Below are 25,109 nucleotides of genomic sequence, written 5' to 3' on the forward strand. Positions count from 1 at the left end.
TTTGTGGCGTTGCAGGAGACGGGTTGAGGACAAGGTGATGCGTGAGGGATCACAGCCTGCGGATGGCCACTGCCCTGGGGCCGGGCGAGGGCCATTGTGCGCCCTGGTTCTCTCGGCGCTTTCTCGTGGCCAGTCGGTGCGGGTTCGCTGTCCATGAGGCCGTCCAGTTGTCGGAAAAGCTTACAGTGCGACGGGCTCAGTCCTGTGCAGACACGAAAAACCAGACTTATATCATGCGCGTTCAGATTTTGGCGTGAATCTTGCTCCGTCACTGTTTGGGCTCGTCCGGACTCTGTTGCCAGGCCCCTTCGGCGGTGGCACTGCCGGCGTTCCTGATGCTGCTGCGGTTGGCCAGAGGTTGTCGGCGTGGCCGGATTGGGATGGTGGGTGTCGGTGCGAAGCAGACTGGGACGCAAGTAGCGATCGGTCCGGGGCGCAATGGCCTCTGCGCGGTGTGATGGGTAGGCGACGCCAGGCTGCACCGAACGAAGTCTGGCCCTTGCCGCCTCTTTCCTGGAGAACACTCGAGTGTCGCCGTGTCTTGGTAGTGGTGGAGCTTCAGTGTGCGGTCAGGCGTGTGGGCGCTTGACCACCCGTGCGCGACCCTGGGCGGTCGTCGCGGCGAGTTCCCTGCGGGGAATGCGGGGATGATCCGCCGCGTCGCTTTCCCGGCTTTCTTCGATTCGTCGTCTGGCCTCCCGTGCTCGAGCCGTTGAACACCGTGACCGCGCCCGCAAGGACGTTGCTGTCCAGGAGACAGCTGCTGATCATGGTCGCCTGCAGCCGTGGCGACGTCGCGCAACACCTGCTGACCTGCCTGCGCGAGCTGGACTATCGGGCAGTGGCGATGGAACTGGCGGCGGACCTGCCCAAGGGCAGTCCGCAACCGAGCCTGATCATTGCCGACTGCCTTCCTGAAGTATGGTTGCGCAAGAGATCGTTCGACGGTTCCGGCAATGTCCCTGGGATACCGGCCCTCTTCCTGCTCGACGCCTGTGCGTGCAACACTGAAGACCTGCAAGCATTGCGGAGGTCGCACGAGGTACTCTTGCGGCCGTTCGCGCTCGCCGACCTCGATCGGAGCATCCGCTGCCGCCTGTCATCGACGCATGCACGCGCCGACGATTCCGGAATGCCGGGGCTGATTGATCGCCGGCACGCCGAGCGGCGCGTCGTTGGCAGGCGACGCAGCGACGGCTCGCAGATGACGCATCACGACCACGACCGTCGCCAGGGCGAGCGGCGGTGCCAGCCGGCGAGCTGCTTCACGGCGGCAGCCTGCAGCGGGGGCGAAGCCCTGCGCATGCCGGCCTTGTTGGCACATGTCGAGGCACCATCCCTGTCGGTGATGGTGGTCTCCGACCGGCGGGATTTCGTCCGTCAGCTGATGGACGAGTTGGATGCCGCGCTGGAGATGCCGCTGCAGCCGATCGTGGTTGAAACGCTGGAGGCCGTACGGCTCTTCCTGGCAGGCGGTAGCGCCGACCTGATGTTGGTCGATACCCGCTGGCTGCGCAACGCGGGTGCGGACCTGTTGGATCAGATCGAGATCGCGGCCCACCAGGTGGGCGCGCGATTGCTCCTCCTCTGGGACGATGCCTGGCCGCTGGCTGTCGACGAGATCTTGCGGTTGCGTGTCTGTGGCAGCATCCGCATCGATGCCCCGGCCAGCCTCTACGCTCGCGCCTTGGGCGAGGTGAGCCAGGGTGGGCTGTGGTTGCCGCGCTGGCTGATGGCGCAGGCCTTCCGATGTTGGCTGTCGGCTGCGCGTTCAGCCAGGGTTGTCGCCGACAGCGCTGCGTCCGGCTCGGCGCGCTGCCTGACCGGGCGCGAGCGGGTGATCGCCAGGCTGGCAGCCGAGGGACTGACCAACAAGGAGATCGCGCGCCAGCTTCAGGTTTCTCCCGACACGGTGAAGAAGCATCTGGAAGCCGTCTTCGGCAAGCTTGGTGTTCGGCGACGCGGCCAGTTGGCTGCGCAGCTGTTCGCGACCGTCGCGGAGCCGCTCGGCGACTGACAATGGCTACGCCACGGGATTACCCGTTTGGGGAATGGCAAAGCAGCAGCCTTGCGGGTAGCGTCGGCGGATGTTCTGAGACGATGGGGCAGTCCTTCGCCGGTCTTGGCAGGCGGCATGGTGACTGCGGGCGAAGGCTGAGCAGCGGCTGGCGGCAAACGGCCAGCGGCCGTCTCGGGAGCGGTGGTGCAGCTGCTCGCTGGTCGCAACCTGGCGCGGCGGACGCCGCGGGCGCGTCTTGGTCGACTGATTCAACTTGATTTCATTTCAGGAGCTTGGAGCCATGGCAACGACAGTGAAAACGAACAAGCAGGACTATGCACCGGGCCAGACCGTGTCGATCAGGGCCGAGGGCTTCGGCGAGATGGCCGGCATCCGCTTTCAAGTGATCAATCTGGGCCTCGACGGGGTCTTGGGCACGCAGGACGACCTGTCGTATGCAAGTTGGACCGTCGCCAATGGCTTCCGGCCTGCCCTCGACGCCAACGGCAACCCGCTGCCTGCTTTCGTCGACACCACATGGGTGGTTCCTCGGAGTGCGCTGAACTCGACCCTGGTACTTACCGCAGAGGCGGTCTTTTCGGGTGCGGACCACCAGCTTGGAACGGCCGATGACGTGGCGACCGGCGAGGTGGCGATGACGATGTTTACTGATGGTCCCAATCCGGCTCCGACGCAAGTGTTCTACGTTCCGTTTCCGGAAGACCAACTACTGACGGGCCTGCAGGCCATCGAGTCGGGATCCGGTTCCACCAATCCGACCAATCCGGTCCAGACATACATTTCGGTTGCGGCCTCGGCGAACAACACGATCATCTACTACGATCAATGGGAAAACGGCTACGACGTCGATATTGCCAACCCGAACGATCTCTACAGCTCGATCAACCCTGGCGGTACGCAGATTTGGGGTGATGGGGACATCAGCAACGGTGCCGCCCCCGGGGTGGTGAGCAATGCGGCCGACGTGATCAATGCCGGAACGGTCATCGTACTCAATAACGCCGTGCAGACGGGAACCCTGCAGTCGGTCATCGATTTCGACGGTCGCGACAAGATCGCGGCAACGAAGAGCGTCGCTCTGACGCACGTTGGCTGGGCCAGCGGTTCGAACACGCTGCTGGCGGGTGCGGTCGAGGTCTTCGACACCAAGAGTTGGGGAACGGAGTATCGCGTCCCGGTCGGCGCGAACATCCCGGACTCTGCCGACAGCCAGATGTTCGAGTACACCAGCCTGTACATCATGGCCGGTCCGGGCGGGGCCACGGTGCAGATCGACAAGGACGCCAGTGGCAGCTTCGAAACGACCGTCACGCTGAGCGAGGGGCAGCCGTACTTCGTCAATGGTGGCGTCAACGTCGGCGGCCGCGTGTCGTCCGACAAGCCCGTGCAGGTACACTTCCTCACCGGTGACATCGGGTCCAACTACGAGAGCCGGGATTCCGCACTGCTTCCCCTCAACCTCTGGTCGTCGAGCTACTACACCCCGGTGTCGACGGCAGCGACCAACAGCGAGGCGACCACCGTCTGGCTCTACAACCCCAGCACCAGTGGGATCACGGTCAATTATGAGACCAGGACCGGGGCCGGTGGCAACACCATCACCACCACACCTCTGTCGGTGGCAGCGGGCTCGTACCTGAAGCAGACGGTTCCGGACGGTTACGGCGCGCACTTCTACACACCCGATCCCGATGGCGCGGGACCCGGCACTGCGCCGACTTTCTACGCCTTCTCCACCACCAACTCGACGGATACCAGCGGAGGCAACCAGGCATGGGACTGGGGTTTCACCCTGATCCCGCGGGAGTCGCTGTCGCCGCAGGTTCTGGTTGGTCTGGGGATTGGTCGCGACCCGACCTCAGGTACCAACCCGAATGAAAACGGCAACCCGGTCTGGGTTTCGCCGGTGGGCAACGGCAATACCGCCGCGACGATCTACATCGACTACGATGCCAATCCGCTGACTGGCGCCCTCACCGATCCAAACGGCAACAAGTACGACACTTCCGTCAGCCTGCGCGAACTCGACCGGGCCAAGATCTACGACACCGTGGACCGTAACCAGACCGGCATGTTGGTCTATACGCTGACGCCCGGAGTCAAGCTGGTTGCGGCCTGGGGCCAGGATCCGGCAACGGCTTCGGCGGGTGCTCCCGGACTCGATGTGGGAACCGGCATCCCGCCGCTGGCGCTGTTCGGGGCCGGCAAGGACGGCAGTCTCAGTACCGACAATGACGGCAATGGCGTGGTCAGCGCGGGCGACGAAATGCTTTACACGATCGTCATCAACAACACCAGCCGCTCACCGATATCCGACATTCGCCTGCGGGACGTCCTGCCGGTGGATACCACGTATGTCACTGGCAGTACCTTCTTCAAGAATGCTGCCGGGGTGATCTCACAGATTCCGGACGACTCGTCAGGCACTGCCTTCCCGCTCGACGGCCTGGGTTTCATCCTCAACCCGGGCAACCCATTGCCGGTCGGTGGTTCGTACCAAGTGACGTTCAAGGTACTGATCGACAGCGTGGGCGATCTGGAACCGGGAACGACGAGCATCGTCAACAATGGCAGCGCCAGCGCTGGTGGTGTGACGATCGATTTCTCCGATACCACGCCACTGGTCTTCGTGTCGATCGAGAAACAGGTTTCGGTCAATGGGACCGTTTGGCTCGATGCCGACGACGCCCCAGGGCCGACCATCGCCGTCGGGCAAGACATTTACTTCCGTGTCGCTGTGACGAACAGCGGCGCCTTGCCGGCGACGGTAGACCTTTTTGACCAGATCCTCGCGGGGGGTGGTTCGCCGCATGACTTCAAGTTCAGCGGCAGTCAGACGACGATCCTGGCGCCAAATACCACGATCTACAGTGACGTGATTCTGGCGACCGCGGAAGCCGGTTCGCACGAAGATCGCGCTTCGGCCAACGTGACGGTCACTGACGGCAACGTGACGAGCACGGTCATCGTAGTGCCGGACGATGCCAACTACTTTGGCGCGACGGGCGCTGTGGAGATCGAAAAGCAGGTTTCGGCCGACAACGTCAACTGGCACGACGCCGACGATGCCCCGGGGGTGACGATCCTCGCTGGCGAGGAGGTCTACTACCGCGTCAGGGTCACCAACAGCGGTGCACTGCCGGCTACGGTCAACTTAAGCGATGTCAACGTGGTTGGTGGAGACCCCGCGCTCGATTTCAAGTTTTCTGGCAACCAAACCACAACGGTAGGCGTCGGACAAATCATCTACTCCGACGTGATCAGTGGCATCGCCGCCGCCGGTCAGCACACCGACCAGGCGTCGGCGCAGGTGACGGTGACCGATGGCACCAACACGACACCGATCAGCGTCGCGCCGGACAATGCGAACTACTTCGGTGGGCAAGGCGCTATCGTCATCGAGAAAGAGTTGTCCATCGATGGGGGTAGCACGTGGATTCCTGCGGATTCGCCCACCGGGCCAGTCATCCTCGCCGGCAGCACCGTCAAGTATCGAGTGGCGGTGACGAACAACTCGACGGGTGATCTGACTGCTACCGTTGACCTGAACGACGCGACGATCACCGGGAGCGTTCCGTTCCTGGATTTCGCCTTCGGTGGCAACCAGACGACGACCGTTGCGGCGGGAGTGACCGTCTATTCGGACGAGATCATTACGACGGCACTGGCGGGGCAGCAGACGGATCGAGCTTCGGCTGTGGCCAGTGTCAGCGATGGCGTCAATTCGGCGCCCGTGGTGGTGTTGCCGGATGATGCGAACTACTTTGGGGCCCAGCCGTCGCTGAACATTGTCAAGACGGCCGACCCGTCGGGCCAGGTGGCCGATGTGGCGGGTGAGGCGATCAGCTACACGATCACGGTGGCGAACACGGGCAACCAGTCGCTGACCGGCATCGTGGTGAGCGACCCGAACGCGACGGCGCAGGCCCCGACCTACGTCAGCGGTGACGCCGGCGTGATCGGCACCCTGGACGTGGGCGAGACGTGGACCTACAGCGCGGCGCACACCGTGACGCAGGGCGAGATCGACAGCAATGGCGGCGGCGATGGCTTCATCGAGAACATTGCGACTGCCGACAGCGACCAGACGGATCCGGACAGCGACGACGAGGCCGTGCCGGTTGCGCGCGCCCCGAGCCTGAACATTGTCAAGACGGCCGACCCGTCGGGCCAGGTGGCCGATGTGGCGGGTGAGGCGATCAGCTACACGATCACGGTGGCGAACACGGGCAACCAGTCGCTGACCGGCATCGTGGTGAGCGACCCGAACGCGACGGCGCAGGCCCCGACCTACGTCAGCGGTGACGCCGGCGTGATCGGCACCCTGGACGTGGGCGAGACGTGGACCTACAGCGCGGCGCACACCGTGACGCAGGGCGAGATCGACAGCAATGGCGGCGGCGATGGCTTCATCGAGAACATTGCGACTGCCGACAGCGACCAGACGGATCCGGACAGCGACGACGAGGCCGTGCCGGTTGCGCGCGCCCCGAGCCTGAACATTGTCAAGACGGCCGACCCGTCGGGCCAGGTGGCCGATGTGGCAGGTGAGGCGATCAGCTACACGATCACGGTGGCGAACACGGGCAACCAGTCGCTGACCGGCATCGTGGTGAGCGACCCGAACGCGACGGCGCAGGCCCCGACCTACGTCAGCGGTGACGCCGGCGTGATCGGCACCCTGGACGTGGGCGAGACGTGGACCTACAGCGCGGCGCACACCGTGACGCAGGGCGAGATCGACAGCAATGGCGGCGGCGATGGCTTCATCGAGAACATTGCGACTGCCGACAGCGACCAGACGGATCCGGACAGCGACGACGAGGCCGTGCCGGTTGCGCGCGCCCCGAGCCTGAACATTGTCAAGACGGCCGACCCGTCGGGCCAGGTGGCCGATGTGGCAGGTGAGGCGATCAGCTACACGATCACGGTGGCGAACACGGGCAACCAGTCGCTGACCGGCGTCGTGGTGAGCGACCCGAACGCGACGGCACAGGCCCCGACCTACGTCAGCGGCGACGCCGGCGTGATCGGCACCCTGGACGTGGGCGAGACGTGGACCTACAGCGCGGCGCACACCGTGACGCAGGGCGAGATCGACAGCAATGGCGGCGGCGATGGCTTCATCGAGAACATTGCGACTGCCGACAGCGACCAGACGGATCCGGACAGCGACGACGAGGCCGTGCCGGTTGCGCGCGCCCCGAGCCTGAACATTGTCAAGACGGCCGACCCGTCGGGCCAGGTGGCCGATGTGGCGGGTGAGGCGATCAGCTACACGATCACGGTGGCGAACACGGGCAACCAGTCGCTGACCGGCATCGTGGTGAGCGACCCGAACGCGACGGCGCAGGCCCCGACCTACGTCAGCGGTGACGCCGGCGTGATCGGCACCCTGGACGTGGGCGAGACGTGGACCTACAGCGCGGCGCACACCGTGACGCAGGGCGAGATCGACAGCAATGGCGGCGGCGATGGCTTCATCGAGAACATTGCGACTGCCGACAGCGACCAGACGGATCCGGACAGCGACGACGAGGCCGTGCCGGTTGCACAGCGGCCGAGCCTGAACATCGTCAAGACGGCCGACCCGTCGGGCCAGGTGGCCGATGTGGCGGGTGAGGCGATCAGCTACACGATCACGGTGGCGAACACGGGCAACCAGTCGCTGACCGGCGTCGTGGTGAGCGACCCGAACGCGACGGCGCAGGCCCCGACCTACGTCAGCGGTGACGCCGGCGTGATCGGCACCCTGGACGTGGGCGAGACGTGGACCTACAGCGCGGCGCACACCGTGACGCAGGGCGAGATCGACAGCAATGGCGGCGGCGATGGCTTCATCGAGAACATTGCGACCGCCGACAGCGACCAGACGGATCCGGACAGCGACGACGAGGCCGTGCCGGTTGCGCGCGCCCCGAGCCTGAACATCGTCAAGACGGCCGACCCGTCGGGCCAGGTGGCCGATGTGGCGGGTGAGGCGATCAGCTACACGATCACGGTGGCGAACACGGGCAACCAGTCGCTGACCGGCATCGTGGTGAGCGACCCGAACGCGACGGCGCAGGCCCCGACCTACGTCAGCGGTGACGCCGGCGTGATCGGCACCCTGGACGTGGGCGAGACGTGGACCTACAGCGCGGCGCACACCGTGACGCAGGGCGAGATCGACAGCAATGGCGGCGGCGATGGCTTCATCGAGAACATTGCGACTGCCGACAGCGACCAGACGGATCCGGACAGCGACGACGAGGCCGTGCCGGTTGCGCGCGCCCCGAGCCTGAACATTGTCAAGACGGCCGACCCGTCGGGCCAGGTGGCCGATGTGGCAGGTGAGGCGATCAGCTACACGATCACGGTGGCGAACACGGGCAACCAGTCGCTGACCGGCATCGTGGTGAGCGACCCGAACGCGACGGCGCAGGCCCCGACCTACGTCAGCGGTGACGCCGGCGTGATCGGCACCCTGGACGTGGGCGAGACGTGGACCTACAGCGCGGCGCACACCGTGACGCAGGGCGAGATCGACAGCGACGGCGGTGGCGACGGCGACCTGGACAACACGGCGACCGCCGACAGCGACCAGACCGGGCCGGACAGCGACGACGAGGCCGTGCCGGTTGCACAGCGGCCGAGCCTGAACATCGTCAAGACGGCCGACCCGTCGGGCCAGGTGGCCGATGTGGCAGGTGAGGCGATCAGCTACACGATCACGGTGGCGAACACGGGCAACCAGTCGCTGACCGGCATCGTGGTGAGCGACCCGAACGCGACGGCGCAGGCCCCGACCTACGTCAGCGGTGACGCCGGCGTGATCGGCACCCTGGACGTGGGCGAGACGTGGACCTACAGCGCGGCGCACACCGTGACGCAGGGCGAGATCGACAGCAATGGCGGCGGCGATGGCTTCATCGAGAACATTGCGACTGCCGACAGCGACCAGACGGATCCGGACAGCGACGACGAGGCCGTGCCGGTTGCGCGCGCCCCGAGCCTGAACATTGTCAAGACGGCCGACCCGTCGGGCCAGGTGGCCGATGTGGCAGGTGAGGCGATCAGCTACACGATCACGGTGGCGAACACGGGCAACCAGTCGCTGACCGGCGTCGTGGTGAGCGACCCGAACGCGACGGCACAGGCCCCGACCTATGTCAGCGGCGACGCGGGCGTGATCGGCACCCTGGAGGTGGGCGAGACGTGGACCTACAGCGCGGCGCACACCGTGACGCAGGCCGAGATCGACAGCGACGGCGGTGGCGACGGCGACCTGGACAACACGGCGACCGCCGACAGCGACCAGACCGGGCCGGACAGCGACGACGAGGCCGTGCCGGTTGCACAGCGGCCGAGCCTGAACATCGTCAAGACGGCCGACCCGTCAGGCCAGGTGGCCGATGTGGCGGGTGAGGCGATCAGCTACACGATCACGGTGGCGAACACGGGCAACCAGTCGCTGACCGGCGTCGTGGTGAGCGACCCGAACGCGACGGCGCAGGCCCCGACGTACGTCAGCGGTGACGCCGGCGTGATCGGCACCCTGGACGTGGGCGAGACGTGGACCTACAGCGCGGCGCACACCGTGACGCAGGGCGAGATCGACAGCAATGGCGGCGGCGATGGCTTCATCGAGAACATTGCGACTGCCGACAGCGACCAGACGGATCCGGACAGCGACGACGAGGCCGTGCCGGTTGCGCGCGCCCCGAGCCTGAACATTGTCAAGACGGCCGACCCGTCGGGCCAGGTGGCCGATGTGGCGGGTGAGGCGATCAGCTACACGATCACGGTGGCGAACACGGGCAACCAGTCGCTGACCGGCATCGTGGTGAGCGACCCGAACGCGACGGCGCAGGCCCCGACCTACGTCAGCGGTGACGCCGGCGTGATCGGCACCCTGGACGTGGGCGAGACGTGGACCTACAGCGCGGCGCACACCGTGACGCAGGGCGAGATCGACAGCAATGGCGGCGGCGATGGCTTCATCGAGAACATTGCGACTGCCGACAGCGACCAGACGGATCCGGACAGCGACGACGAGGCCGTGCCGGTTGCGCGCGCCCCGAGCCTGAACATTGTCAAGACGGCCGACCCGTCGGGCCAGGTGGCCGATGTGGCAGGTGAGGCGATCAGCTACACGATCACGGTGGCGAACACGGGCAACCAGTCGCTGACCGGCATCGTGGTGAGCGACCCGAACGCGACGGCGCAGGCCCCGACCTACGTCAGCGGTGACGCCGGCGTGATCGGCACCCTGGACGTGGGCGAGACGTGGACCTACAGCGCGGCGCACACCGTGACGCAGGGCGAGATCGACAGCAATGGCGGCGGCGATGGCTTCATCGAGAACATTGCGACTGCCGACAGCGACCAGACGGATCCGGACAGCGACGACGAGGCCGTGCCGGTTGCGCGCGCCCCGAGCCTGAACATTGTCAAGACGGCCGACCCGTCGGGCCAGGTGGCCGATGTGGCAGGTGAGGCGATCAGCTACACGATCACGGTGGCGAACACGGGCAACCAGTCGCTGACCGGCATCGTGGTGAGCGACCCGAACGCGACGGCGCAGGCCCCGACCTACGTCAGCGGTGACGCCGGCGTGATCGGCACCCTGGACGTGGGCGAGACGTGGACCTACAGCGCGGCGCACACCGTGACGCAGGGCGAGATCGACAGCAATGGCGGCGGCGATGGCTTCATCGAGAACATTGCGACTGCCGACAGCGACCAGACGGATCCGGACAGCGACGACGAGGCCGTGCCGGTTGCGCGCGCCCCGAGCCTGAACATTGTCAAGACGGCCGACCCGTCGGGCCAGGTGGCCGATGTGGCAGGTGAGGCGATCAGCTACACGATCACGGTGGCGAACACGGGCAACCAGTCGCTGACCGGCGTCGTGGTGAGCGACCCGAACGCGACGGCACAGGCCCCGACCTACGTCAGCGGCGACGCCGGCGTGATCGGCACCCTGGACGTGGGCGAGACGTGGACCTACAGCGCGGCGCACACCGTGACGCAGGGCGAGATCGACAGCAATGGCGGCGGCGATGGCTTCATCGAGAACATTGCGACTGCCGACAGCGACCAGACGGATCCGGACAGCGACGACGAGGCCGTGCCGGTTGCACAGCGGCCGAGCCTGAACATTGTCAAGACGGCCGACCCGTCGGGCCAGGTGGCCGATGTGGCGGGTGAGGCGATCACCTACACGATCACGGTGGCGAATACGGGCAACCAGTCGCTGACCGGCATCGTGGTGAGCGACCCGAACGCGACGGCGCAGGCCCCGACCTACGTCAGCGGTGACGCCGGCGTGATCGGCACCCTGGACGTGGGCGAGACGTGGACCTACAGCGCGGCGCACACCGTGACGCAGGGCGAGATCGACAGCAATGGCGGCGGCGATGGCTTCATCGAGAACATTGCGACCGCCGACAGCGACCAGACGGATCCGGACACGGACGACGAGGCCGTGCCGGTTGCACAGCGGCCGAGCCTGAACATCGTCAAGACGGCCGACCCGTCAGGCCAGGTGGCCGATGTGGCGGGTGAGGCGATCACCTACACGATCACGGTGGCGAACACGGGCAACCAGTCGCTGACCGGCATCGTGGTGAGCGACCCGAACGCGACGGCACAGGCCCCGACCTATGTCAGCGGCGACGCGGGCGTGATCGGCACCCTGGAGGTGGGCGAGACGTGGACCTACAGCGCGGCGCACACCGTGACGCAGGCCGAGATCGACAGCGACGGCGGTGGCGACGGCGACCTGGACAACACGGCGACCGCCGACAGCGACCAGACCGGGCCGGACAGCGACGACGAGGCCGTGCCGGTTGCACAGCGGCCGAGCCTGAACATCGTCAAGACGGCCGACCCGTCGGGCCAGGTGGCCGATGTGGCAGGTGAGGCGATCAGCTACACGATCACGGTGGCGAACACGGGCAACCAGTCGCTGACCGGCATCGTGGTGAGCGACCCGAACGCGACGGCACAGGCCCCGACCTATGTCAGCGGCGACGCGGGCGTGCTTGGTGTCCTCGACGTGGGCGAGACGTGGACCTACAGCGCGGCGCACACCGTGACGCAGGCCGAGATCGACAGCAATGGCGGCGGCGATGGCTTCATCGAGAACATTGCGACCGCCGACAGCGACCAGACGGATCCGGACACGGACGACGAGGCCGTGCCGGTTGCACAGCGGCCGAGCCTGAACATTGTCAAGACGGCCGACCCGTCAGGCCAGGTGGCCGATGTGGCGGGTGAGGCGATCAGCTACACGATCACGGTGGCGAACACGGGCAACCAGTCGCTGACCGGCATCGTGGTGAGCGACCCGAACGCGACGGCACAGGCCCCGACCTATGTCAGCGGCGACGCGGGCGTGCTTGGTGTCCTCGACGTGGGCGAGACGTGGACCTACAGCGCGGTGCACACCGTGACGCAGGCCGAGATCGACAGCGACGGTGGTGGCGACGGCGACCTGGACAACATTGCGACCGCCGACAGCGACCAGACGGATCCGGACACGGACGACGAGGCCGTGCCGGTTGCACAGCGGCCGAGCCTGAACATCGTCAAGACGGCCGACCCGTCAGGCCAGGTGGCCGATGTGGCGGGTGAGGCGATCACCTACACGATCACGGTGGCGAACACGGGCAACCAGTCGCTGACCGGCATCGTGGTGAGCGACCCGAACGCGACGGCACAGGCCCCGACCTACGTCAGCGGCGACGCGGGCGTGCTTGGTGTCCTCGACGTGGGCGAGACGTGGACCTACAGCGCGGCGCACACCGTGACGCAGGCCGAGATCGACAGCAACGGCGGTGGCGACGGCTTCATCGACAACATTGCGACCGCCGACAGCGACCAGACCGGGCCGGACACCGACGACGCGAGGGTTCCGGTCGGCGACACACCGGCGCTGGAGATCAACAAGGTTGCCGACCCGTCAGGCCAGGTGGCCGATGTGGCGGGTGAGGCGATCAGCTACACGATCACGGTGGCGAACACGGGCAACCAGTCGCTGACCGGCATCGTGGTGAGCGACCCGAACGCGACGGCACAGGCCCCGACCTACGTCAGCGGCGACGCGGGCGTGCTTGGTGTCCTCGACGTGGGCGAGACGTGGACCTACAGCGCGGCGCACACCGTGACGCAGGCCGAGATCGACAGCGACGGTGGTGGCGACGGCGACCTGGACAACATTGCGACCGCCGACAGCGACCAGACCGGGCCGGACAGCGACGACGAGGCCGTGCCGGTTGCACAGCGGCCGAGCCTGAACATCGTCAAGACGGCCGACCCGTCAGGCCAGGTGGCCGATGTGGCGGGTGAGGCGATCAGCTACACGATCACGGTGGCGAACACGGGCAACCAGTCGCTGACCGGCGTCGTGGTGAGCGACCCGAACGCGACGGCACAGGCCCCGACCTATGTCAGCGGCGACGCGGGCGTGCTTGGTGTCCTCGACGTGGGCGAGACGTGGACCTACAGCGCGGCGCACACCGTGACGCAGGCCGAGATCGACAGCGACGGTGGTGGCGACGGCGACCTGGACAACATTGCGACCGCCGACAGCGACCAGACGGATCCGGACACGGACGACGAGGCCGTGCCGGTTGCACAGCGGCCGAGCCTGAACATCGTCAAGACGGCCGACCCGTCAGGCCAGGTGGCCGATGTGGCGGGTGAGGCGATCACCTACACGATCACGGTGGCGAACACGGGCAACCAGTCGCTGACCGGCATCGTGGTGAGCGACCCGAACGCGACGGCACAGGCCCCGACCTACGTCAGCGGCGACGCGGGCGTGCTTGGTGTCCTCGACGTGGGCGAGACGTGGACCTACAGCGCGGCGCACACCGTGACGCAGGCCGAGATCGACAGCAACGGCGGTGGCGACGGCTTCATCGACAACATTGCGACCGCCGACAGCGACCAGACCGGGCCGGACACCGACGACGCGAGGGTTCCGGTCGGCGACACACCGGCGCTGGAGATCAACAAGGTTGCCGACCCGTCAGGCCAGGTGGCCGATGTGGCGGGTGAGGCGATCACCTACACGATCACGGTGGCGAACACGGGCAACCAGTCGCTGACCGGCATCGTGGTGAGCGACCCGAACGCGACGGCACAGGCCCCGACCTATGTCAGCGGCGACGCGGGCGTGCTTGGTGTCCTCGACGTGGGCGAGACGTGGACCTACAGCGCGGCGCACACCGTGACGCAGGCCGAGATCGACAGCGACGGTGGTGGCGACGGCGACCTGGACAACATTGCGACCGCCGACAGCGACCAGACCGGGCCGGACAGCGACGACGAGGCCGTGCCGGTTGCACAGCGGCCGAGCCTGAACATCGTCAAGACGGCCGACCCGTCAGGCCAGGTGGCCGATGTGGCGGGTGAGGCGATCACCTACACGATCACGGTGGCGAACACGGGCAACCAGTCGCTGACCGGCGTCGTGGTGAGCGACCCGAACGCGACGGCACAGGCCCCGACCTACGTCAGCGGCGACGCGGGCGTGCTTGGTGTCCTCGACGCGGGCGAGACGTGGACCTACAGCGCGGCGCACACCGTGACGCAGGCCGAGATCGACAGCGACGGTGGTGGCGACGGCGACCTGGACAACACGGCGACCGCCGACAGCGACCAGACCGGGCCGGACAGCGACGACGAGGCCGTGCCGGTTGCACAGCGGCCGAGCCTGAACATCGTCAAGACGGCCGACCCGTCAGGCCAGGTGGCCGATGTGGCGGGTGAGGCGATCACCTACACGATCACGGTGGCGAACACGGGCAACCAGTCGCTGACCGGCATCGTGGTGAGCGACCCGAACGCGACGGCACAGGCCCCGACCTACGTCAGCGGCGACGCGGGCGTGCTTGGTGTCCTCGACGTGGGCGAGACGTGGACCTACAGCGCGGCGCACACCGTGACGCAGGCCGAGATCGACAGCGACGGTGGTGGCGACGGCGACCTGGACAACATTGCGACCGCCGACAGCGACCAGACCGGGCCGGACAGCGACGACGAGGCCGTGCCGGTTGCACAGCGGCCGAGCCTGAACATCGTCAAGACGGCCGACCCGTCAGGCCAGGTGGCCGATGTGGCGGGTGAGGCGATCACCTACACGATCACGGTGGCGAATACGGGCAACCAGTCGCTGACCGGCATCGTGGTGAGCGACCCGAACGCGACGGCGCAGGCCCCGACCTACGTCAGCGGTGACGCCGGCGTGATCGGCACCCTGGACGTGGGCGAGACGTGGACCTACAGCGCGGCGCACACCGTGACGCAGGGCGAGATCGACAGCAATGGCGGCGGCGATGGCTTCATCGAGAACATTGCGACTGCCGACAGCGACCAGACGGATCCGGACAGCGACGACGAGGCCGTGCCGGTTGCGCGCGCCCCGAGCCTGAACATTGTCAAGACGGCCGACCCGTCGGGCCAGGTGGCCGATGTGGCAGGTGAGGCGATCAGCTACACGATCACGGTGGCGAACACGGGCAACCAGTCGCTGACCGGCATCGTGGTGAGCGACCCGAACGCGACGGCGCAGGCCCCGACCTACGTCAGCGGTGACGCCGGCGTGATCGGCACCCTGGACGTGGGCGAGACGTGGACCTACAGCGCGGCGCACACCGTGACGCAGGGCGAGATCGACAGCAATGGCGGCGGCGATGGCTTCATCGAGAACATTGCGACTGCCGACAGCGACCAGACGGATCCGGACACGGACGACGAGGCCGTGCCGGTTGCACAGCGGCCGAGCCTGAACATCGTCAAGACGGCCGACCCGTCAGGCCAGGTGGCCGATGTGGCGGGTGAGGCGATCACCTACACGATCACGGTGGCGAACACGGGCAACCAGTCGCTGACCGGCATCGTGGTGAGCGACCCGAACGCGACGGCACAGGCCCCGACCTACGTCAGCGGCGACGCGGGCGTGCTTGGTGTCCTCGACGTGGGCGAGACGTGGACCTACAGCGCGGCGCACACCGTGACGCAGGCCGAGATCGACAGCAACGGCGGTGGCGACGGCTTCATCGACAACATTGCGACCGCCGACAGCGACCAGACCGGGCCGGACACCGACGACGCGAGGGTTCCGGTCGGCGACACACCGGCGCTGGAGATCAACAAGGTTGCCGACCCGTCAGGCCAGGTGGCCGATGTGGCGGGTGAGGCGATCACCTACACGATCACGGTGGCGAACACGGGCAACCAGTCGCTGACCGGCATCGTGGTGAGCGACCCGAACGCGACGGCACAGGCCCCGACCTATGTCAGCGGCGACGCGGGCGTGCTTGGTGTCCTCGACGTGGGCGAGACGTGGACCTACAGCGCGGCGCACACCGTGACGCAGGCCGAGATCGACAGCGGCGGTGGTGGCGACGGCGACCTGGACAACATTGCGACCGCCGACAGCGACCAGACCGGGCCGGACAGCGACGACGAGGCCGTGCCGGTTGCACAGCGGCCGAGCCTGAACATCGTCAAGACGGCCGACCCGTCAGGCCAGGTGGCCGATGTGGCGGGTGAGGCGATCACCTACACGATCACGGTGGCGAACACGGGCAACCAGTCGCTGACCGGCGTCGTGGTGAGCGACCCGAACGCGACGGCACAGGCCCCGACCTACGTCAGCGGCGACGCGGGCGTGCTTGGTGTCCTCGACGCGGGCGAGACGTGGACCTACAGCGCGGCGCACACCGTGACGCAGGCCGAGATCGACAGCGACGGTGGTGGCGACGGCGACCTGGACAACACGGCGACCGCCGACAGCGACCAGACGGATCCGGACACGGACGACGAGGCCGTGCCGGTTGCACAGCGGCCGAGCCTGAACATCGTCAAGACGGCCGACCCGTCAGGCCAGGTGGCCGATGTGGCGGGTGAGGCGATCACCTACACGATCACGGTGGCGAACACGGGCAACCAGTCGCTGACCGGCATCGTGGTGAGCGACCCGAACGCGACGGCACAGGCCCCGACCTACGTCAGCGGCGACGCGGGCGTGCTTGGTGTCCTCGACGCGGGCGAGACGTGGACCTACAGCGCGGCGCACACCGTGACGCAGGCCGAGATCGACAGCGACGGCGGTGGCGACGGCGACCTGGACAACACGGCGACCGCCGACAGCGACCAGACCGGGCCGGACAGCGACGACGAGGCCGTGCCGGTTGCACAGCGGCCGAGCCTGAACATTGTCAAGACGGCCGACCCGTCGGGCCAGGTGGCCGATGTGGCAGGTGAGGCGATCAGCTACACGATCACGGTGGCGAACACGGGCAACCAGTCGCTGACCGGCATCGTGGTGAGCGACCCGAACGCGACGGCACAGGCCCCGACCTATGTCAGCGGCGACGCGGGCGTGCTTGGTGTCCTCGACGTGGGCGAGACGTGGACCTACAGCGCGGCGCACACCGTGACGCAGGCCGAGATCGACAGCGACGGTGGTGGCGACGGCGACCTGGACAACATTGCGACCGCCGACAGCGACCAGACCGGGCCGGACAGCGACGACGAGGCCGTGCCGGTTGCACAGCGGCCGAGCCTGAACATCGTCAAGACGGCCGACCCGTCAGGCCAGGTGGCCGATGTGGCGGGTGAGGCGATCACCTACACGATCACGGTGGCGAACACGGGCAACCAGTCGCTGACCGGCATCGTGGTGAGCGACCCGAACGCGACGGCACAGGCCCCGACCTATGTCAGCGGCGACGCGGGCGTGCTTGGTGTCCTCGACGTGGGCGAGACGTGGACCTACAGCGCGGCGCACACCGTGACGCAGGCCGAGATCGACAGCGACGGTGGTGGCGACGGCGACCTGGACAACATTGCGACCGCCGACAGCGACCAGACGGATCCGGACACGGACGACGAGGCCGTGCCGGTTGCACAGCGGCCGAGCCTGAACATCGTCAAGACGGCCGACCCGTCAGGCCAGGTGGCCGATGTGGCGGGTGAGGCGATCACCTACACGATCACGGTGGCGAACACGGGCAACCAGTCGCTGACCGGCATCGTGGTGAGCGACCCGAACGCGACGGCACAGGCCCCGACCTATGTCAGCGGCGACGCGGGCGTGCTTGGTGTCCTCGACGTGGGCGAGACGTGGACCTACAGCGCGGCGCACACCGTGACGCAGGCCGAGATCGACAGCGACGGCGGTGGCGACGGCTTCATCGACAACATTGCGACCGCCGACAGCGACCAGACCGGGCCGGACACCGACGACGCGAGGGTTCCGGTCGGCGACACACCGGCGCTGGAGATCAACAAGGTTGCCGACCCGTCAGGCCAGGTGGCCGATGTGGCGGGTGAGGCGATCAGCTACACGATCACGGTGGCGAACACGGGCAACCAGTCGCTGACCGGCGTCGTGGTGAGCGACCCGAACGCGACGGCACAGGCCCCGACCTATGTCAGCGGCGACGCGGGCGTGCTTGGTGTCCTCGACGTGGGCGAGACGTGGACCTACAGCGCGGCGCACACCGTGACGCAGGCCGAGATCGACAGCGACGGTGGTGGCGACGGCGACCTGGACAACATTGCGACCGCCGACAGCGACCAGACGGATCCGGACACGGACGACGAGGCCGTGCCGGTTGCACAGCGGCCGAGCCTGAACATCGTCAAGACGGCCGACCCGTCAGGCCAGGTGGCCGATGTGGCGGGTGAGGCGATCACCTACACGATCACGGTGGCGAACACGGGCAACCAGTCGCTGACCGGCATCGTGGTGAGCGACCCGAACGCGACGGCACAGGCCCCGACCTACGTCAGCGGCGACGCGGGCGTGCTTGGTGTCCTCGACGTGGGCGAGACGTGGACCTACAGCGCGGCGCACACCGTGACGCAGGCCGAGATCGACAGCGACGGCGGCGGCGATGGCGACATCGACAACACCGCGACGGCCGACAGCGACCAGACGACCCCGGTCAGCGACAGCGAGAGCGTCCCGATCGCCCAACTGGGCGGCCTGACGATCGTCAAGGCGGCCAGCGTCCCGGGTGACGCCGACGGCATCATCGACAGCGCCAGCGACGACATCCTCTACACCGTCACGGTGACCAACACCGGCAACCAGACGCTGAGCAACGTCGTCGTCACCGACCCGCTGGCCATCACGGCGGCGAACCCGGGCGGCGTGATCGGCACGATTGCCGCGTTCGCCCCGGGCGGCAGCCAGAGCTTCAGCTTCAGCTACGACGTCCAGCAGTCCGACATCGACAACAACGGTGGCGGCGATGGCGACATCGACAACACCGCGACGGCCGACAGCGACCAGACGAGCCCGGTCAGCGACAGCGAGAGCGTCCCGATCGCCCAACTGCCTGGCCTGACGATCGTCAAGGCGGCCAGCGTCCCGGGTGACGCCGACGGCATCATCGACAGCGCCGCCGACGACATCCTCTACACCGTCACGGTGACCAACACCGGCAACCAGACGCTGAGCAACGTCGTCGTCACCGACCCGCTGGCCATCACGGCGGCGAACCCGGGCGGCGTGATCGGCACGATTGCCGCCTTCGCCCCGGGTGCCAGCCAGAGCTTCAGCTTCAGCTACGACGTCCAGCAGTCCGACATCGACAACAACGGCGGCGGCGATGGCGACATCGACAACACCGCGACGGCCGACAGCGACCAGACGACCCCGGTCAGCGACAGCGAGAGCGTCCCGATCGCCCAACTGGGCGGCCTGACGATCGTCAAGGCGGCCAGCGTCCCGGGTGACGCCGACGGCATCATCGACAGCGCCGCCGACGACATCCTCTACACCGTCACGGTGACCAACACCGGCAACCAGACGCTGAGCAACGTCGTCGTCACCGACCCGCTGGCCATCACGGCGGCGAACCCGGGCGGCGTGATCGGCACGATTGCCGCGTTCGCCCCGGGCGGCAGCCAGAGCTTCAGCTTCAGCTACGACGTCCAGCAGTCCGACATCGACAACAACGGTGGCGGCGATGGCGACATCGACAACACCGCGACGGCCGACAGCGACCAGACGAGCCCGGTCAGCGACAGCGAGAGCGTCCCGATCGCCCAACTGCCTGGCCTGACGATCGTCAAGGCGGCCAGCGTCCCGGGTGACGCCGACGGCATCATCGACAGCGCCGCCGACGACATCCTCTACACCGTCACGGTGACCAACACCGGCAACCAGACGCTGAGCAACGTCGTCGTCACCGACCCGCTGGCCATCACGGCGGCGAACCCGGGCGGCGTGATCGGCACGATTGCCGCCTTCGCCCCGGGTGCCAGCCAGAGCTTCAGCTTCAGCTACGACGTCCAGCAGTCCGACATCGACAACAACGGCGGCGGCGATGGCGACATCGACAACACCGCGACGGCCGACAGCGACCAGACGACCCCGGTCAGCGACAGCGAGAGCGTCCCGATCGCCCAACTGGGCGGCCTGACGATCGTCAAGGCGGCCAGCGTCCCGGGTGACGCCGACGGCATCATCGACAGCGCCGCCGACGACATCCTCTACACCGTCACGGTGACCAACACCGGCAACCAGACGCTGAGCAACGTCGTCGTCACCGACCCGCTGGCCATCACGGCGGCGAACCCGGGCGGCGTGATCGGCACGATTGCCGCGTTCGCCCCGGGTGCCAGCCAGAGCTTCAGCTTCAGCTACGACGTCCAGCAGTCCGACATCGACAACAACGGCGGCGGCGATGGCGACATCGACAACACCGCGACGGCCGACAGCGACCAGACGAGCCCGGTCAGCGACAGCGAGAGCGTCCCGATCGCCCAACTGCCTGGCCTGACGATCGTCAAGGCGGCCAGCGTCCCGGGTGACGCCGACGGCATCATCGACAGCGCCAGCGACGACATCCTCTACACCGTCACGGTGACCAACACCGGCAACCAGACGCTGAGCAACGTCGTCGTCACCGACCCGCTGGCCATCACGGCGGCGAACCCGGGCGGCGTGATCGGCACGATTGCCGCGTTCGCCCCGGGTGCCAGCCAGAGCTTCAGCTTCAGCTACGACGTCCAGCAGTCCGACATCGACAACAACGGCGGCGGCGATGGCGACATCGACAACACCGCGACGGCCGACAGCGACCAGACGAGCCCGGTCAGCGACAGCGAGAGCGTCCCGATCGCCCAACTGCCTGGCCTGACGATCGTCAAGGCGGCCAGCGTCCCGGGTGACGCCGACGGCATCATCGACAGCGCCAGCGACGACATCCTCTACACCGTCACGGTGACCAACACCGGCAACCAGACGCTGAGCAACGTCGTCGTCACCGACCCGCTGGCCATCACGGCGGCGAACCCGGGCGGCGTGATCGGCACGATTGCCGCCTTCGCCCCGGGTGCCAGCCAGAGCTTCAGCTTCAGCTACGACGTCCAGCAGTCCGACATCGACAACAACGGTGGCGGCGATGGCGACATCGACAACACCGCGACGGCCGACAGCGACCAGACGAGCCCGGTCAGCGACAGCGAGAGCGTCCCGATCGCCCAACTGCCTGGCCTGACGATCGTCAAGGCGGCCAGCGTCCCGGGTGACGCCGACGGCATCATCGACAGCGCCGCCGACGACATCCTCTACACCGTCACGGTGACCAACACCGGCAACCAGACGCTGAGCAACGTCGTCGTCACCGACCCGCTGGCCATCACGGCGGCGAACCCGGGCGGCGTGATCGGCACGATTGCCGCGTTCGCCCCGGGCGGCAGCCAGAGCTTCAGCTTCAGCTACGACGTCCAGCAGTCCGACATCGACAACAACGGTGGCGGCGATGGCGACATCGACAACACCGCGACGGCCGACAGCGACCAGACGAGCCCGGTCAGCGACAGCGAGAGCGTCCCGATCGCCCAACTGCCTGGCCTGACGATCGTCAAGGCGGCCAGCGTCCCGGGTGACGCCGACGGCATCATCGACAGCGCCGCCGACGACATCCTCTACACCGTCACGGTGACCAACACCGGCAACCAGACGCTGAGCAACGTCGTCGTCACCGACCCGCTGGCCATCACGGCGGCGAACCCGGGCGGCGTGATCGGCACGATTGCCGCCTTCGCCCCGGGTGCCAGCCAGAGCTTCAGCTTCAGCTACGACGTCCAGCAGTCCGACATCGACAACAACGGCGGCGGCGATGGCGACATCGACAACACCGCGACGGCCGACAGCGACCAGACGACCCCGGTCAGCGACAGCGAGAGCGTCCCGATCGCCCAACTGGGCGGCCTGACGATCGTCAAGGCGGCCAGCGTCCCGGGTGACGCCGACGGCATCATCGACAGCGCCGCCGACGACATCCTCTACACCGTCACGGTGACCAACACCGGCAACCAGACGCTGAGCAACGTCGTCGTCACCGACCCGCTGGCCATCACGGCGGCGAACCCGGGCGGCGTGATCGGCACGATTGCCGCGTTCGCCCCGGGTGCCAGCCAGAGCTTCAGCTTCACCTACGACGTCCAGCAGTCCGACATCGACAACAACGGCGGCGGCGATGGCGACATCGACAACACCGCGACGGCCGACAGCGACCAGACGAGCCCGGTCAGCGACAGCGAGAGCGTCCCGATCGCCCAACTGCCTGGCCTGACGATCGTCAAGGCGGCCAGCGTCCCGGGTGACGCCGACGGCATCATCGACAGCGCCAGCGACGACATCCTCTACACCGTCACGGTGACCAACACCGGCAACCAGACGCTGAGCAACGTCGTCGTCACCGACCCGCTGGCCATCACGGCGGCGAACCCGGGCGGCGTGATCGGCACGATTGCCGCGTTCGCCCCGGGTGCCAGCCAGAGCTTCAGCTTCAGCTACGACGTCCAGCAGTCCGACATCGACAACAACGGCGGCGGCGATGGCGACATCGACAACACCGCGACGGCCGACAGCGACCAGACGAGCCCGGTCAGCGACAGCGAGAGCGTCCCGATCGCCCAACTGCCTGGCCTGACGATCGTCAAGGCGGCCAGCGTCCCGGGTGACGCCGACGGCATCATCGACAGCGCCAGCGACGACATCCTCTACACCGTCACGGTGACCAACACCGGCAACCAGACGCTGAGCAACGTCGTCGTCACCGACCCGCTGGCCATCACGGCGGCGAACCCGGGCGGCGTGATCGGCACGATTGCCGCGTTCGCCCCGGGTGCCAGCCAGAGCTTCAGCTTCAGCTACGACGTCCAGCAGTCCGACATCGACAACAACGGCGGCGGCGATGGCGACATCGACAACACCGCGACGGCCGACAGCGACCAGACGAGCCCGGTCAGCGACAGCGAGAGCGTCCCGATCGCCCAACTGCCTGGCCTGACGATCGTCAAGGCGGCCAGCGTCCCGGGTGACGCCGACGGCATCATCGACAGCGCCAGCGACGACATCCTCTACACCGTCACGGTGACCAACACCGGCAACCAGACGCTGAGCAACGTCGTCGTCACCGACCCGCTGGCCATCACGGCGGCGAACCCGGGCGGCGTGATCGGCACGATTGCCGCGTTCGCCCCGGGTGCCAGCCAGAGCTTCAGCTTCAGCTACGACGTCCAGCAGTCCGACATCGACAACAACGGTGGCGGCGATGGCGACATCGACAACACCGCGACGGCCGACAGCGACCAGACGAGCCCGGTCAGCGACAGCGAGAGCGTCCCGATCGCCCAACTGGGCGTCATCGGCGACCTCGTCTGGGAGGACCTCAACTTCAATGGCTTGCGCGATGTCGGCGAGCCGGGGATTGGCGGCGTAGTGGTCAACCTGCTCGACAGCGGCGGCAGTGTTGTGGCTACCGACACCACCGACAGTAGTGGTCTGTACCTGTTCAACAATGTTGCTCAAGGCACCTATCAGGTTCAGGTTCTGGTTCCCACGGGCTATCTGTTTACCATCCGGGACGCCGGCGGCGATGATACCGTCGACTCGGATGTCGGCACGACGGGTGTCGGCGGCTCAGGTCTCAGCGGCCCGATTTTCCTGCCCCCGGGCCAAACCAACCTTACCGTCGACGCCGGTCTCTACCGCAAGGCAACCCTCGGTGACCGGGTATGGCTCGACAAGGACAACGATGGCATTCAGGACGCCAACGAGAAGGGGGTGAGCAACGTTGGTGTGAAGCTGTTGGACACCAGCGGACAACAGATTGCCACGACCACGACTGATTCTCTTGGTAATTACAAGTTCGTCGATCTCAACCCGGGCACCTATACGCTCGAGTTTGACAAGTCCGTTGCACTCACTGGCGCGGTCTCGGTGGCGAAGTACCCATGGAGCAGCAAGCCGAATCAAGGCACTGATGACACGGTGGACTCGGATGTCACTGGTTCCGGATTCAAGGCGACGGTTTCCGTCGCGCTGGATTCAGGCGAGAACGACCTGACGCAGGATGCCGCGATCACGCCGATCGTCATCGACCTCAATGGTAACGGCATTCAGACGATTGCTCGTGGCAAGTCACAGGGCACCTTCGATCTGCTCGGTACGGGCAAGGGGATAGACTCCGGGTGGTTGTCGGGTGACGACGGTTTCCTGGTCGTGGACCGCAACGGCAACGGCAGCATCGACGACATTTCGGAGATGTTCGGGGGGTCCAGCAAGGGAGCCGGGTTCAGCAAACTGTCCGCCTTCGACAGCAATGGCGACGGGCTGGTGGATGCCAACGACACCGATTTCGCCAGTCTCAAGATCTGGCGTGACCTGAACGGCAACCACCAGACCGACGACGGCGAGCTGGTGAGCCTGGAGAATGCCGGGCTGCTCAGCTTGGCGGTCGACTACAGTGAGCTGCCGTTCCTGGACGCCCAGGGCAACCTGCATCTCGAACGTGGCAGCGCCACCTTGGCCGACGGCCGCTCGGTAGACATGACCGATGTGTACTTCAACATCGCGGCCAGTGATGCGGCGGCCGCGGGCGTTGACGTGCTCGGACTCGCCGAGTTGATGGGCGGTGGTTTTGACGGTCGGGTGGCCGTTGCGGAGGCGGTGGCCGAGGCAGGTACGATGGTTCCGACAGACGTTCAGCTTGTCGGCTTGCCCGAGCCGGAGCTCCTCGGGGTGTTCTGACACCAATGGTCGGTGGAGCGGGCTCCGCTTCCG

General features: G+C 67.1%; 2 protein-coding genes. Both read left to right on the top strand.

The annotated features are described in order from the left end of the window. The first annotated feature begins 769 nt into the window (after nucleotides 1-769). Nucleotides 770-2,017 carry a helix-turn-helix transcriptional regulator gene (locus V5B60_RS06605; protein WP_332346257.1) on the top strand — a complete coding sequence of 416 codons (1,248 nt, stop codon included), beginning with the start codon at nucleotides 770-772 and terminating at the stop codon, nucleotides 2,015-2,017. Nucleotides 2,018-2,300: 283 nt separating this feature from the next. Further along, nucleotides 2,301-25,076, top strand: coding sequence for a DUF7507 domain-containing protein (locus tag V5B60_RS06610; RefSeq protein ID WP_332346258.1), 22,776 nt, complete (start codon nucleotides 2,301-2,303; stop codon nucleotides 25,074-25,076). Nucleotides 25,077-25,109: the final 33 nt, after the last annotated feature.

The sequence above is a fragment of the Accumulibacter sp. genome (genome assembly GCF_036625195.1).
Lineage (GTDB): Bacteria > Pseudomonadota > Gammaproteobacteria > Burkholderiales > Rhodocyclaceae > Accumulibacter.